Below are 14111 nucleotides of genomic sequence, written 5' to 3' on the forward strand. Positions count from 1 at the left end.
GCGGTGCTCAGCCCTCGCGGGAGGACTTGTCGGTCACCTGCTCGCGGACCACGCGGCGCAGCACCTTGCCGACCTGCGAGCGGGGCAGGTCCTTGAGCACGACGAGGCGACGCGGCAGGGCGTACCGCGCCAGGCGCGTCTCGCACCACTCCCGGACGGCCGCGAGGTCGATGCCCGCGCCGGAGCCGTCCTCGTGGAGCACGACGGCCGCGACCACGTGCTCACCCATGTCGCCCGCCGGCTCCCCGACGACCGCGACGTCGAGCACGCCCGGCATGCCGCGCAGGTGGTCCTCGACCTGGGAGGGGTACACCTTGAAGCCGCCGGTGACGATCATCTCCTTCATGCGGTCGACGAGGACGACCATGCCGTCGTCGTCGACGCGCACGACGTCACCGGTGCGCAGCCATCCGCCCTCGAGCAGCTGGTGCGCCGTCTCGTCGGGGCGCTGCCAGTAGCCCTGGAACACCTGCGGCCCGGAGATCAGCAGCTCACCCTGCTCGCCCGGCGGGACGTCGCGCGTCGGGTCCTCCTGGTCGACCACGCGGATGCGGGTGGACGGGAACGGCAGACCGAGGGACCCCGGACGTCGGTCGCGGCTCAACGGGTTGCCGAGCGCGACGGGCGAGGTCTCGGTCATGCCGTAGCCCTCGGAGACGATGCCGCCGGTGACCCGCTCCCAGCGCTCGGCCGTGGCGCGCGGCAGCGCCATCGCCCCGCTGATCGAGTACCGGAAGGACGTCAGGTCGGCGCCGGTCTCCTCGGCCGCCGCGGCCAGCCGGTCGAGCATCGGGGGAACGGCCGGGATGAACGTGCCCGGGCGGCGGCGCTGGGCCGCCAGCACACGTGCCGGGTCGAACGACGGCAGGACGACCAGGGTCGCGGCGATCCGCACGGCGTACGTGAGGCACAGCGTCAGGCCGAAGGCGTGGAAGAACGGCAGGACGCCGTAGACGACCTCGGTGCCGGGCTCGTGCTGCGTCCAGGTCTGGCCCTGCAGCGCGTTGGCGACGAGGTTGCGGTGGCTGAGGACGGCGGCCTTGGGTGTGCCGGTGGTGCCGCCGGTGTACTGCAGCAGCGCGGTGTCCGACGCCACGGGTGCCTCGGACGGCCGCAGCGGCTCCGCGGCCGCCACCAGGCGGTGCCAGTGCGGGACGCCGGCGGGCACGGGCCCGCGCATCGCCGCACGCGTGGTGCGCGCCTTGGCGACGGGCAGCTTCAGCGCCCAGCGCGCGGTACGCGGCAGGTCGGCCGAGAGGTCGACGGCCACGACGTGACGCAGCTCCGTGCGGTCCTGGGCCTCGAGGACCCGCGGCACGGCCTGCTCCCAGACGATCGCCACGGTGGCCCCGGAGTCGGCCAGCTGGTGCGCCAGCTCGTCCGACGTGTAGGTGGGGTTGTGCTCCACGACGACGGCGCCGAGGCGCAGGACCGACCAGAAGGCGACGATGTGCGACGTGCAGTTGGGCATGACGAGGGCGACCCGGTCCCCCGCGCGTACGCCGAGGTCGTGCAGGGCGCGGGTGCCGCGGTCGACCTGGGCGCCGAGCTGGCGGTACGTGGTGGCCTGACCCAGGAAGTCGACGGCGACGCGGTCCGGGTGGTCACGCAGGACGCGGTCGAGCGTCGCCGTGAGCGGCTCGTCAGGGATCTCGATGTCGCGGGGCACACCCTGCGGCCAGGCGGCAGGCAGGTCAACGGGCGCGGAGGGAGACGTCACTACGCCACGGTAACTTACGTGACCGTAGGTTACCGTGACGTACGTCCCCCGACGACGAAGATCACGCCCCTCCCCGAGCGCGTCCCGGAGCCGTGGCAGGATCACCGGGTGCCCGACATCGCCACCGGCCCGGTCGTCCCTCCCGAGATCCCGAGCGGCCTGCCCGGCGAGGAGGTGCCCGTCCCCGACGCGGTGACGCGGGTCGCCGCCGGCGCACCCGTCGAGGCGGTGTGGGTCAACGCCGTCGGCGGCGTGACGTTCCGCGTCGGTGACGACCGGTACGTGAAGTGGGCACCCGTCGGCGTGCCGGAGCTGGACCTCGCGGCGGAGGCCCTGCGCCTCACGTGGGCGCGGCAGCTCACCCCCGTCCCGGAGGTCCTCGACCTGGGTGCCGACGACGCGGGCACCTGGCTCGTCACCGCGGCGATCGACGCCCGCAGCGCCGTCGTCCCCCCGTGGTCGTCGCGCCCGGCGCAGGCCGCCGCGGCCATCGGCGAGGGCCTGCGTGCCCTGCACGACGCCCTGCCCGTGGGCGACTGCCCCTTCGACTGGTCGGCACGGTCCCGCGTCGAGCGCGCCCTGGAGCACCTCGCCGCCGGCGACACCCCTGCCGGGTGGTCCCCGGAGCACCGTCACCTGAGCGCCGACGAGGCCCGCGCGCGGCTCCTGGACGTGCCACCCGTGGACCGGCTCGTCGTCTGCCACGCCGACGCCTGCGCACCGAACACCCTGATCGGCGACGACGGGCGCTGGGCCGCGCACGTCGACCTGGGCCGTCTCGGCGTCGCCGACCGCTGGGCCGACCTCGCGGTCGCCGCGTGGAGCACCGGCTGGAACTACGGCCCCGGGTACGACACCACGGTCTACGAGGCCTACGGCGTCGAGCCGGACGACGACCGCATCGCGTACTACCGGCTGCTGTGGGACGCCTCCTGAGGCTCGGCACGACGCCCGGCGGGCGTGCGAGGATCGCCCGGTGCCCTCCCCCGACGTCACCCTGACCGACCGCCTGCCCACCGGTGACGCCGCGCACGACCCCGACGCGCTGTACGAGGTGTTCACCGCCTGGGCCACGGACCAGGGCCTGACCCTGTACCCGCACCAGGAGGAGGCGCTGCTCGAGCTGCTGACGGGCGCGCACGTCATCCTGTCGACGCCGACAGGCTCCGGGAAGTCCCTGGCGGGCGTCGCCGCCCACGCGGTCGCGCTCGCCCAGGGCCGCCGCTCGTACTACACCGCGCCGATCAAGGCGCTGGTCAGCGAGAAGTTCTTCGCGCTCGTCGACGTGTTCGGCTCCGCCAACGTCGGCATGGTCACGGGCGACTCCGCCATCAACGCCGACGCGCCCATCGTGTGCTGCACGGCCGAGATCCTCGCCAACCAGGCCCTGCGCGACGGCCCGGACGCCGACGTCGGCCTCGTCGTGATGGACGAGTTCCACTACTACGCCGACCCGCAGCGCGGCTGGGCGTGGCAGGTGCCGCTGCTGGAGCTGACGCGCACCCAGTTCCTGCTGATGTCCGCCACGCTCGGCGACGTCTCGTTCTTCGTCGAGGACCTCACCCGGCGCACCGGGCGCGAGGTCGCCGTCGTCGCCAACACCGAGCGGCCCGTGCCCCTGACGTTCGCGTACTCGGTGGAGCCGCTGCACGAGCTGCTCGACGAGCTGGTCACCACCCGGCGCTCCCCGGTGTACGTCGTGCACTTCACGCAGAAGGAGGCCGTCGAGCGGGCGCAGTCGCTGCTGTCGACGCCCCTGGCGAGCCGCGAGCAGCGCGACGCGATCGCCGCCGAGCTCGGCGGCTTCCGGTTCGGCCCCGGGTTCGGCAAGACCCTGTCGCGGCTGCTGCGCCACGGCGTCGGCGTGCACCACGCGGGCATGCTGCCCAAGTACCGCCGCGTCGTCGAGCGCCTCACGCAGAAGGGCCTGCTGCCCGTCGTGTGCGGCACCGACACCCTGGGTGTCGGCATCAACGTGCCCATCCGCACGGTCGTGCTCACGAGCCTGGTGAAGTACGACGGCGTGCGGATGCGGCACCTCACGGCGCGCGAGTTCCACCAGATCGCCGGACGGGCCGGGCGCGCCGGGTTCGACACGGTCGGCGAGGTCGTCGTGCAGGCGCCCGACCACGTCATCGAGAACCGCAAGGCCCTGGCCAAGGCCGGGGACGACCCGCGGAAGCAGAAGAAGATCGTCCGCAAGCAGGCGCCGAGCGGGCACGTGAACTGGACCGACAAGACGTTCGAGCGGCTGCGCGACGCCCCGCCCGAGCCGCTGACGTCGAGCTTCCAGGTGTCGCACGCGATGGTCCTGCACGTGCTGCAGCGCGGCCGCGACGGCCGTGGCGACCCGGTGGCCGTCATGACGCACCTGCTCACCGACAACCACGAGCCGGCGGGCGCGCGGTCACGCCACGTGCGACGCGCCGTCGACGTCTACCGGTCGCTGCGCGCCGGGGGCGTCGTGGAGCGCCCGTGGGTCGACGACCCCGCGGCGCCCGGCGGACGCCGTCGCACCGTGCGGCTCGTGGCGGACCTGCCCGCGACCTTCGCGCTCGACCAGGCGCTCTCGCCGTTCGCGTACGCCGCGCTGGACCTGCTCGACCCGCAGGACCCGGGCTACGCGCACGACGTCGTCTCCGTCATCGAGGCCACCCTGGACGACCCGCGCCAGGTGCTCGCCGCGCAGGAGAACAAGGCCCGCGGCGAGGCCGTGGCGGCGATGAAGGCCGAGGGCCTGGAGTACGACGAGCGGATGGCGCTGCTCGAGGGGGTCACGTACCCCCGCCCCCTGGCGGAGCTGCTGGAGGCCACGTTCGCGACGTACCGGCGCACCAACCCGTGGGTCGCCGACCTCACGCTGTCCCCCAAGTCCGTGGTCCGCGAGATGCACGAGCGCGCCGCGACGTTCGCCGAGTACGTGCAGCTGTACTCGCTGGACCGCACCGAGGGCGTGCTGCTGCGCTACCTGGCCGACGCCTACCGTGCGTTGCGCCGCACGGTCCCGGAGGACCGCCGCACCGAGGAGCTCGAGGAGCTCATCGCGTGGCTCGGGGACCTGGTGCGCCGCACGGACTCCAGCCTGCTCGACGAGTGGGAGCGGATGTCCGACCCGGACGCCGCGCTGGAGGCGGACGACGCGGACTCCGAGGACGCCCCGCCGCCGCCCGTCACCGCCGACCCGCGGGTGTTCCGGGCGCTCGTGCGCGGCGCGCTGTTCCGGCGCGTCGAGCTCGCCGCCCGCGAGCGCTGGGGTGCGCTCGCCGCACTCGGTGACGTCGACGCCGAGGGCGCGCCGTGGGACGCCGACCGCTGGGCCGACGCGATCGAGCCCTACTTCGACGACCACGACGAGATCGGGACGGGCCCGGCCGCCCGCGGGCCGGGCCTGTTCCAGGTGACGCCGGGCACCGCCGCGGACGCGCACGGACCCGCCGCCGGCACGTGGCACGTCCGCCAGGTCCTCGACGACCCGGCGGGCGACCACGACTGGCGCATCGACGCCCTCGTCGACCTCGCCGCGTCCGACGAGGTGGGCGAGGTCCGCCTGCGCGTCCTCGACGTCGGGCCGCTCTGAGACGCACCGGTCGGCGGTCCGGTGCTCCGTCGGCACAGGTCAGGGCGGATCAGGGCCGGGTCAGGGCAGGCTGTCCTGCGGTGACATCCCCGGATCCCCGTGCCACCGTGGGGACATGTCGACGACGGCCACCCGACTCGCGGGGCTGGTGATGTGGCGCGGCGCTCAGCGCCGCGGCCGGCAGCGCGCCACGTCCTCGCCCCACGTCTCGTCCGCGGGCCTCAACTGGCTGCGGGCGGGCGTGCTCGGCGCGAACGACGGGATCGTCTCCGTCGCCGCCACCGTCGTCGGGGTCGCCGGGGCGGCCGCGCCCACGAAGACCATCGCACTGGCGGGCGGGGCGGCGCTCGTCGCCGGCGCGCTGTCGATGGCCTCCGGCGAGTACGTGTCGGTGAGCAGCCAGCGGGACGCGGAGCGCGTCGCGGCGTCCGCCGGGAGGCCGATCGGTGAGCCCGACGACTTCACGAACCCGTGGCACGCGGCGCTCGCGTCCCTCGTCGCGTTCACCGTCGGCGGGCTCGTGCCGCTGCTCGTGGTCCTCGCGCCGTGGTCCGTCGCCGCTCGTGTCCCGGTGACGTTCGGGTCGGTCGTCGTGGCGCTGGTCCTGACCGGGTGGGCGTCGTCCCGGTTCACCGGCGCCTCCCGCACGCGCTCGATCCTGCGGAACGTCCTCGGCGGGTCCCTCGCGATGGCCGTGACCTACGGCGTGGGCGCCGTCGTGGGCGTCCGGCTCTGACGCCTACCCTGGGCGGGTGGCCAGGAAGGACGCGCGCACGGGCGCCGGGACCCCCGCCCTCGTCGCGCTCGCCGCGGCGGGCGTGCCGCACACCGCGCACACCTACGAGCACGACCCCGCGACCGGCCTCGGCTACGGCCTGGAAGCCGCGCACGTGCTGGGCGTGCCTCCCGAGCAGGTCTTCAAGACCCTGGTCGCCGAGGTGGACGGTGCGCTGACCGTCGCGGTGGTGCCGGTGACCGGCCGGCTCGACCTCAAGGCGCTGGCCGCGGCGGTCGGCGGCAAGCGAGCGGCGATGGCGGACCCGCACGCCGCCGAGCGCGCCACGGGCTACGTCGTCGGCGGCATCTCGCCGCTCGGGCAGCGCACCCGGCTGCGCACCGTCGTCGACGAGACCGTCTGGCTGTTCGACACCGTCCTGGTCTCCGGCGGCCGGCGCGGGCTGGACGTCGAGCTGGCCCCCGACGACCTCGTGCGGCTCACCGACGCGGTCGTCGCGGACGTCGCCCGCGGCTGAGCCCCGTCAGCGCCCGTAGGCCGCGAACGCGCGGTCCGTCGGCACGATCTGCTTGCCCAGCGGCACCAGGGACACGGGGATCAGCTTGAGGTTCGCGATGCCCATGGGGATGCCGACGATCGAGACGAACAGCGGGATCGCCGTCGCCACGTGCCCGACGGCCAGCCAGATGCCGGCCACGAGCACCCAGATCACGTTCCCGATCGTCGACAGCGCCCCCGCGGTCGGCTTCTCGACGACGGTCCGCCCGAACGGCCACAGCACGTAGCTGGCGATGCGGAACGACGCGATGCCGAACGGGATGGTCACGATCAGCACGCAGCACACGATGCCGGCGGCCACGTAGCCCAGGGCGAGCCAGGCGCCGGCGAACACCAACCAGATGACGTTCAGCAGGGTCTTCACGGTCCTACCGTGCCACGGCGTGGGGCCACCCCGGCACCCGGAAGGTCCCTGACCGGACCCTGGTTCCTCAGTTCAGCGACGCGTCGTCCGGCGCGGTGGACAGCAGCGCGAGGTCCCCCGGCTGACGGCGCAGCACCCGCCGCCACAGCCCGCCGGGGTCCGGTGTGAAGACGTCGCCCGGCACGTGGTCGACCACGAACCAGCCGCCCGCCTCGATCTCCTCGTCGAGCTGCCCGGCGGACCAGCCCGCGTACCCGATGAAGACGCGCAGCGCCCGGACGGCGTCGACGACGAGCACCGGCGGCGCGTCCAGGTCGACCACGGCGAGCCGGTCGCCCAGGTGCCGCACGCCCGGCGGCGTCTCGCCGTCCGCGACGTCCGCCAGTGCCAGCGCGGTGTCCCGCGCCACGGGGCCGCCCTGGAACAGCCGGCTCGGCGCGCTCAGGTGCGGCTGCCACTGCGGCAGCACCGACGTCGCGTCGACCTCCAGCGGGTGGTCGAGCACCACCCCCAGAGCGCCCTCCCCGGCGTGCTCGAGCACGAGCACGACGCTGCGCCGGAAGCTGCGGTCGCGCAGTCCGGGCGTCGCGACGAGCAGCCTTCCCGTGCACCCCTCCACCCCGTCAGCATGCGACCGGCCGGGTCGGGTCCGCCACACGGGCGAGGGCGCGGCGGCGGGTTTCGCCCGCGCGGCCGGCGCCGCGGGGCTGCCGGCTCCGCCCCGGCGCCGCCGGGCGGGTACCGTCGGGGGTCGTGAGCAGCGAGGACGTCACGCGCCGGCTGGCGCAGGTGCAGGACCGGGTCGCCGCTGCGTGCGTCGCGGCCGGCCGCCCCCCGGGTGCGGTGCAGGTGCTGCTGGCGTCGAAGACGATGGACGTCGCCACGGTCCGCGCGGCACTGGCGGCCGACGCGGCGGCGCGGGCCGCCGGCTCGGGGACGCCGCCGGTGCTGCTGGGCGAGAACCGTGTGCAGGAGCTCACGGCGAAGGCCCCGGCCCTGGTGGACCTCTCCCCCACGTGGCACGTCATCGGCCCGCTGCAGTCGAACAAGGTGACGGCGGCGCTGCGGTGGGCGTCGGCCGTCGAGTCGGTGGCCGACGAGGTCCTCGCCCGCCGCCTGTCCGACCGCGTCCGGGACCGCCCGGAACCGCTCGAGGTGTGGGTCCAGGTCAACGTGTCGGGTGAGGCCACCAAGCACGGCGTCACGCCGGGCGCCGCACCGGACCTGGCGGCGCGGGTCGCCGCCCTGCCCGGCCTGCGGCTCGCCGGCTTCATGACCATCGGCGCGCGCAGCGACGACGAGCGCGTGGTCCGCGACGGGTTCGCCCGGCTGCGGGCCGTGCGCGACGAGGTGGTGGCCGGCGGCGCCCCCGGCACGGGCCACGCGCACGGTCTCTCGATGGGCATGAGCGGGGACCTCGAGGCCGCCGTCCTGGAGGGATCCACCCTCGTGCGCCTCGGCACCGCCGTGTTCGGGGCGCGGCGCCCGGCCGCCGGGACTGTCGCGTGACGTCCGGCCACCGGTTCCCCCGGTGGGTCTACGGCGTGGGCAGCGAGCCCGACGCCCGGTTCTCGCTGGCCAACGAGCGCACGTTCCTGGCCTGGGCGCGCACGGGGCTGGCGCTGCTCGCCGGCGGTGTCGCGCTCGAGGCGCTCGACCTGCCCGTGGAGCCGCACCTGCGGCTGGCGGCCGCCGTCGTGCTCATCGCCCTGGGCACGCTGGCACCCGGCGTGGCCTGGTGGGGGTGGTGCCGCACGGAGCGGGCGATGCGCCGGGGCGAGCCGCTGCCCTCGCCCGTGGGCTTCGGCCTGCTCGTGGCGGGCGTCGCCGTGGCCGGTGTGCTCGTGCTCGTCGGTCTGCTGCGGGCATGACCTCCTCGCTCGCCGCCGAGCGCACGGCGCTGGCCTGGCGGCGCACCGCGCTCGGGCTGGTGGCCGGCTCCGTGGCGGCCGGACGGCTGCTCTCCGAGGCGTGGGGCGTCGCGGCGTGGGGCGTCGCCGCGGCCGGGACGGCGCTCGCGGTGGTGCTGCTGCGGGCGGCGCGTCGCCGCCGCACCGGCGTGCACGACGCGCACCCGCGGACCACGGCTGCGGCGCGGTCCGTCGGGCGCGACCCCGGCGGACGCCTCGTCACCGCCTGCGCCGCCGCACTGGTGCTGCTGGGCGCCGCGGCGCTCGTCGTCGTCCTGACGTGGGGCGCGTGAGCAGCACCGGACGACGGGCCTGCACCCGGGTCAGGGCACGCGGGCCGTCCACGCGGGGTCGGAGAACTTGGTGACCATGAGCTCGCGCGCCCGGGCCAGCTCGTCGGGCCGCAGCTCGTCGTCGACGGTGCGGTACCGGGACCGGAAGTGCGCGATGAAGGCGTCGATCACCTGCTCGCGCGGCAGCCGGGTCTGCGAGCGCACCGGGTCCACGCGCTTGTTGGCTGACCGGGTGCCCTTGTCGGACAGCTTCTCGCGACCGACCCGCAGCACCTCGAGCATCTTGTCCGCGTCGATGTCGTAGGCCATCGTCACGTGGTGCAGCACCGCGCCGCTCGCCAGGCGCTTCTGCGCCGACCCGGCGATCTTGCCGGCGGGTGAGGCGATGTCGTTCAGGCCGCTCGTGGTGGCGACGACGCCGACGTCCGCCAGCGCCCCCAGCACCCAGTCGTTGAGGAACGCGTAGGAGTCCTCGAAGGACATCCCGTCCACCAACGACCCGGGCACCACCAGCGAGAACGTGATGCAGTTGCCGGCCTCCATGAACATCGCGCCGCCCCCGGAGATGCGCCGCACCACCGTCACGCCGTGCCGCGCGGCCGCCTCGGAGTCCACCTCGTTGCGCAGCGACTGGAACGAGCCGATGACGACGGCCGGCTCCTGCCACTCCCAGAACCGCAGGGTCGGGCCACGGCGCCCGGCCGCGAGCTCCTCCGTGAGCACCTGGTCCAGGGCCGTGTGCAGCGCCGGGGGCAGCGGACCGGGGTGCAGCAGGGCGAACTCGTGGTCCGACCACGCGGTGGACAGCCCGAGCGCGCGCCGCACCGCGAGCGCGACGGCGCGGGTGTCGAAGCCGACCATCGCGACGGGGCCGGCGATGCGGCCCTGGTCGACGGCCAGCCGCAGGGCGTCGTCGACGACGCGGACGAGCTGGGCGACCGGAGCGTCCCGCGGCGTCCCGTCGAGCGCGGCGGACATCACCCCCAGCGCCTCGTCCGGCTCGAGGAAGAAGTCTCCCGACAGGCTCACGTCCCGCAGCAGACCGTCGACGACGTCCAGGTCGACGACGACGAGCTTGCCACCGGGGACCTTGTACTCACCGTGCACGCGTCCACCCTAGGCGCGGACGGGCCCGACCCGTCCCGCAGGCTGCTCCCGAGCGCTCAGGGCAGTGCGCGGACCGCGGACAGCGCCCGCTGCTCGACCATCGCGCTGAGCTCGGCGGGCGTCCCGAGCGCGGCCTGCGCGTCGTCCCGCGCCTCGGCGCGCAGGGCGGTCGCCGTCCACGTGACGATCGCGTTGCCCACCAGGACGTGGCCCGTCGTCTGCTGCCGGGTCTCGTCGTCCTCACCCGTCCGCACGGTGATCTCCTGCACGATCGCGGGGAACACGCCCTGCCCCTCGAGCGCCGGCTCGGCGGTCCACGTGGTGCGGCCGCCGTCCGCGTCGAGCAGCGCGTACCGCGGGCACTCGTCGACCACCGTGACGAGCGCACGGAACGACGCCCGTGCCGCGGCCGCGTCGAGCAGCACGACGACGTCCTCGACGAACGTCATCTCCTCGTTGCCCCACGCCGTGGCGTCGTGGTGCGTCGGCGCCGTCCCGACCACGGTGACGGCGGTCGTGCACGACTCCGGGTCGACGCGCGACCCCTCGGGCAGGCCCCACGGCACCGTGCCCGGCTCGACCCGGCGCGTGACGCCGTCCACGGCCGCGGGGACCTTGCTCTCCAGGTCCGCGGACGTCGCCAGGAGGCTGGCCGCCGTGGTCTCGTCGAACACGGCGTCGGCACCCGGCACGGGCGCGGGCGTGGTCACCGTCGGCGCGGCCGACGGGCTCGCGGCCGGCGTGGGGGTGGTGACCGCCGTCGGCGACGGCGCCACCGGGACCGCCGGGGGGTCGGAGACCCACGGGCGCCAGACCAGCACGATCACCACCACGACGGCGACGACGCCCAGCCACCACCAGCGGCCGGTGCGGCGTCCCGGCCGACTCGCCGGCTCGTCACCCCCGCCCGGCGCGTCCGAGGGCGTCCTCGGGGCGTCGGACGACTCGGGGGCGGTGCCGGACACGCGGGGGCTCCTCTCGATGCTCGGGCCTCGATGCCATCCCCGAGGCTAGGCGGTGCGCGCGCCCCCTGCGCGACGACCCGCTGGTGGGCGACGTGTCAGCGCGGGGCGACACCGCGGTTGCGCAGACCCCAGATCGCGGAGTCGGTGAGCGCCTCCCACGACGCCTCGATGAGGTTGGGGCCCACCCCCACCGTGCTCCAGGACGTCTGGCCGTCGGTGCTCTCGATGAGCACGCGCGTCACCGCGTCCGTGCCCTGCATCTGGTCGAGGATCCGGACCTTGAAGTCGATGAGCTCGAAGTCCTCGAGCTCGGGGTACACCCGCGTCAGCGCGAGGCGCAGCGCGTGGTCGAGCGCGTCCACGGGGCCGTTGCCCTCGCCCGTGCGCACGACGCGCTCGCCGCCCGCGTGCAGCTTGACGGTCGCCTCCGCGGTCGCGGCCGCACCGCGGCTGCCGTTGCGCTCGACGATGGTGCGCCACGACTCGACGCGGAAGTACGCGGGCCGCGCCCCCTCGAGCTCCTCGACGAGCAGCAGCTCGAAGGAGGCGTCGGCGGCCTCGTACGTGTACCCGTTGGCCTCGGCGTCCTTCACGCGGTTCGTGACGCGCGACAGGACGTCGGGGTGCGCGGCGAGGTCGATGCCGAGCTGCCGGCCCTTGAGCTCGATCGACGCGCGACCCGCCATGTCGGACACGAGCATCCGCATGTCGTTGCCGACGAGCTCGGGGTCGGTGTGCTGGTACAGGTCCGGGTCGACCTTGATGGCCGACGCGTGCAGCCCCGCCTTGTGCGCGAACGCGCTGGCACCCACGTACGGCTGCCGCGCGAACGGCGAGATGTTCGTGATCTCGCTGATGGCGTGCGCGATGCGCGTGAGCTCGGCGAGCCCGCCGGGGCCCCCGGGCTCCCGTGCGAGCACGGGACGGCCGAGCTTCAGCTCGAGGTTGGCCACCACGGACAGCAGGTCCGCGTTGCCCGTGCGCTCGCCGTAGCCGTTGACGGTGCCCTGCACGTGCACGCACCCCGCGTCGACCGCGGCCAGGGTGTTGGCCACCGCGCAGCCCGAGTCGTTGTGCGCGTGCATCCCGAGGACCGCGTGCGGACCGACCGCGGCGCGCACGTCGGCGACGACGTCGCGCACCCAGTCGGGCAGCATGCCCCCGTTCGTGTCGCACAGGGCGACGACCTCCGCGCCCGCCTCGAACGCCGCGACCACGGCGCGCCGGGAGAAGCCGGGGTCGTACCGGAAGCCGTCGAAGAAGTGCTCGGCGTCGACGAACACCCGCCGGCCCTCGCGCGCCAGGAACCTGACGGTGTCCTGGATCATCGCCAGGCCCTCGTCGGGCGTGGTGCGCAGCGCGCGCTCGACGTGCCGCACGTCGCTCTTGGCCACGAGCGTGACGACGGGCGCCTCGGAGTCGAGGAGCGCGCGCACCAGCGGGTCGTCGGTGGCGCGGACACCCGCCTTGCGGGTCGCGCCGAACGCCGCGAGCTCGGCGTTGCGCAGGTCCAGCTCCTTGGCGGCGCGCTTGAAGAACTCGGTGTCCTTGGGCACGGCGCCCGGCCAGCCGCCCTCGATGAACCCGACCCCCAGCGCGTCGAGCATCGGGGCGATCGCGAGCTTGTCCGCGACCGAGAGGTTGATCCCCTCCTGCTGGGCCCCGTCGCGCAGGGTCGTGTCGTAGACGTGGAACGTCGCGGGCGCGGCCGGCGGCTGCGGCGCGGGTGCCGGGGACTGGGTCACGTGGGCTCCTCGGTGCGGGGCGGGCGGGCGACGGCGGGACGGACCGGCGGCGGGTGGTGCCGGTGCCTGGTCGTCGTCTCGTGCGGGCGGGGGTGGTGCCCGTGCACGTGCGGACCAACAAAAAGACCCCCCGGGGTACGGGAGGTCTGCGCGTCGGCGGGTGGGCCGACGCGCTAGGCGATGATGAGCGTGAAGCGGGTCACAGGGTGATGGTGGCACAGCCGGGTGGCGCGCGGCACCCCGTCCATCATGCGGACGAGTGGTCCGCGGGCCCGAGGGGGACGCCGAACCGGGACGTTCCGGTGCCGAACGGTCAGCGCATCGCTAGCGTGTGCCGGGACGTCACGCGCCCGCGCGTCCCGACGTCCCGTGCGAGACAGGAGCCGACGATGTCGATCCCCCCTCCGGAGCGGCCGCAGGACGAGCCGACCCGCCGCTACCCGGCAGTGCCCCCGGCGGCCGCCGCCCCGCCGCCCGGCGTGGCCCCGGCCGCCGTGCCCGTGGGGACGGCGCCCGCGGGCACGGTACCCGCGGGCACGGTGCCCGCGGGCACGGTACCGGCGGCCGGGGTCCCCGTGGCGGGGACGGGCGGGGCCACGGCGCGCGTCGAGACCCGCCTGACGGTGGAGACGGGTCGGTTCTGGGCCGGCGCCGCCGCCACGGCGCTGGTCGCGGCGCTCGTCGGTGTGGTCGGCGTGATCGTGCTGGAGCAGATCCTGCGCATCGACCTGGTCTTCCGCGACCCCTTCGGCACCGGGTCGGCCATGAGCGCCTACGTGCTCGGCGGCGTGGTCAGCGCGGTGGCCGCGGCCGCCCTGCTCCAGCTGCTCGTGCTGACCACGCCGCGGCCGCGGGCGTTCTTCGGCTGGATCGTCGGGCTGGCGACCGTCGTGGCGACGCTCCTGCCTCTGACGTGGACGGACCAGGTCGGGTCCGCCCTGGCCTCCGGGATCGTCAACCTGCTGATCGGGGTGGCCGTCTGGTCGTTGCTCAACGGCGTGCTCGGCTGGACCGTGCGGCGGGTCCCCGCCTGACGCGCGGCGCCCGCGGACGACGAGGGGTGGGGCCCCCCGGGGGGGGGGCCCCCCCCGGGGCGGGCCCGGGGCCGGCCGCCCCACCGGGCCCCACACCCGGCC

At 75.2% G+C, this 14111-nt stretch carries 14 protein-coding genes; 8 read left to right on the forward strand and 6 right to left on the reverse strand.

Annotated elements, in window-relative coordinates; genetic code table 11:
* Positions 1–7: 7 nt before the first annotated feature.
* Entirely contained in the window at positions 8–1720 is a 1713-nt protein-coding gene (locus J1G43_RS13635; protein WP_207378632.1) for an AMP-binding protein, read from the reverse strand.
* A 108-nt stretch (positions 1721–1828) separates the two neighbouring features.
* On the opposite strand from J1G43_RS13635, the gene J1G43_RS13640 reads away from it, so the two are divergent.
* The 4 genes from J1G43_RS13640 (at position 1829) to ybaK (ending at position 6550) form a co-directional block, all read left to right on the forward strand.
* Entirely contained in the window at positions 1829–2656 is an 828-nt protein-coding gene (locus tag J1G43_RS13640) for a phosphotransferase (protein WP_374191804.1), read from the forward strand.
* A gap of 40 nt (positions 2657–2696) precedes the next feature.
* Complete coding sequence (locus J1G43_RS13645) at positions 2697–5297, forward strand: RNA helicase (RefSeq protein ID WP_207378633.1); 2601 nt, start codon at positions 2697–2699, stop codon at positions 5295–5297.
* Positions 5298–5412: 115 nt separating this feature from the next.
* Positions 5413–6033, forward strand: a complete 621-nt coding sequence (locus J1G43_RS13650; protein WP_207378634.1) for a VIT1/CCC1 transporter family protein — start codon at positions 5413–5415, stop codon at positions 6031–6033.
* Positions 6034–6049: 16 nt separating this feature from the next.
* Positions 6050–6550 (forward strand): Cys-tRNA(Pro) deacylase, encoded by a 501-nt coding sequence (gene ybaK, locus J1G43_RS13655; protein ID WP_207378635.1) that lies wholly within the window; start codon positions 6050–6052, stop codon positions 6548–6550.
* A gap of 6 nt (positions 6551–6556) precedes the next feature.
* Here ybaK and J1G43_RS13660 read toward each other — a convergent pair whose 3' ends face one another.
* Together J1G43_RS13660 and J1G43_RS13665 are read right to left on the reverse strand one after the other, a co-directional pair.
* On the reverse strand, positions 6557–6955 hold the full coding sequence (locus tag J1G43_RS13660) for a YccF domain-containing protein (RefSeq protein ID WP_207378636.1): 399 nt from the start codon (positions 6953–6955) through the stop codon (positions 6557–6559).
* A 67-nt stretch (positions 6956–7022) separates the two neighbouring features.
* The gene (locus J1G43_RS13665; protein WP_207340758.1) at positions 7023–7574 is read right to left on the reverse strand and encodes a YqgE/AlgH family protein; all 552 of its coding nucleotides are present in this window, start codon (positions 7572–7574) and stop codon (positions 7023–7025) included.
* 134 nt (positions 7575–7708) lie between these two features.
* Between J1G43_RS13665 and J1G43_RS13670 the strand changes: the two genes are divergently transcribed.
* From J1G43_RS13670 to J1G43_RS13680, 3 genes are read left to right on the forward strand one after another with little or no spacing between them, the layout of a single operon-like run.
* Positions 7709–8464 (forward strand): YggS family pyridoxal phosphate-dependent enzyme, encoded by a 756-nt coding sequence (locus tag J1G43_RS13670; RefSeq protein WP_207378637.1) that lies wholly within the window; start codon positions 7709–7711, stop codon positions 8462–8464.
* Positions 8461–8826 carry a YidH family protein gene (locus J1G43_RS13675; RefSeq protein ID WP_207340760.1) on the forward strand — a complete coding sequence of 122 codons (366 nt, stop codon included), beginning with the start codon at positions 8461–8463 and terminating at the stop codon, positions 8824–8826. Before J1G43_RS13670 ends, J1G43_RS13675 begins: the two co-directional genes overlap by 4 nt.
* Positions 8823–9158 carry a DUF202 domain-containing protein gene (locus J1G43_RS13680; protein WP_207340761.1) on the forward strand — a complete coding sequence of 112 codons (336 nt, stop codon included), beginning with the start codon at positions 8823–8825 and terminating at the stop codon, positions 9156–9158. Before J1G43_RS13675 ends, J1G43_RS13680 begins: the two co-directional genes overlap by 4 nt.
* Positions 9159–9188: 30 nt before the next feature.
* Here J1G43_RS13680 and J1G43_RS13685 read toward each other — a convergent pair whose 3' ends face one another.
* The 3 genes from J1G43_RS13685 to cimA form a co-directional block, all read right to left on the reverse strand.
* The gene (locus J1G43_RS13685; protein WP_207340762.1) at positions 9189–10265 is read right to left on the reverse strand and encodes a biotin/lipoate A/B protein ligase family protein; all 1077 of its coding nucleotides are present in this window, start codon (positions 10263–10265) and stop codon (positions 9189–9191) included.
* A 56-nt stretch (positions 10266–10321) separates the two neighbouring features.
* The gene (locus tag J1G43_RS13690) at positions 10322–11230 is read right to left on the reverse strand and encodes a hypothetical protein (RefSeq protein ID WP_207378638.1); all 909 of its coding nucleotides are present in this window, start codon (positions 11228–11230) and stop codon (positions 10322–10324) included.
* A 95-nt stretch (positions 11231–11325) separates the two neighbouring features.
* Positions 11326–12975 (reverse strand): citramalate synthase, encoded by a 1650-nt coding sequence (gene cimA, locus J1G43_RS13695; RefSeq protein ID WP_207340764.1) that lies wholly within the window; start codon positions 12973–12975, stop codon positions 11326–11328.
* 389 nt (positions 12976–13364) lie between these two features.
* Between cimA and J1G43_RS13700 the strand changes: the two genes are divergently transcribed.
* Positions 13365–14009 (forward strand): DUF6069 family protein, encoded by a 645-nt coding sequence (locus J1G43_RS13700; protein WP_207378639.1) that lies wholly within the window; start codon positions 13365–13367, stop codon positions 14007–14009.
* Positions 14010–14111 lie beyond the last annotated feature (102 nt).

This window comes from Cellulomonas sp. zg-ZUI22, from assembly GCF_017353535.1.
Classification (GTDB): domain Bacteria; phylum Actinomycetota; class Actinomycetes; order Actinomycetales; family Cellulomonadaceae; genus Cellulomonas; species Cellulomonas wangleii.

Bases quoted from the DNA above. Each gene is read 5' to 3' on its own strand.
- J1G43_RS13650 (WP_207378634.1), top strand. From the start codon at position 5,413: ATGTCGACGACGGCCACCCGACTCGCGGGGCTGGTGATGTGGCGCGGC.
- J1G43_RS13680 (WP_207340761.1), top strand. From the start codon at position 8,823: ATGACCTCCTCGCTCGCCGCCGAGCGCACGGCGCTGGCCTGGCGGCGC.
- J1G43_RS13700 (WP_207378639.1), top strand. From the start codon at position 13,365: ATGTCGATCCCCCCTCCGGAGCGGCCGCAGGACGAGCCGACCCGCCGC.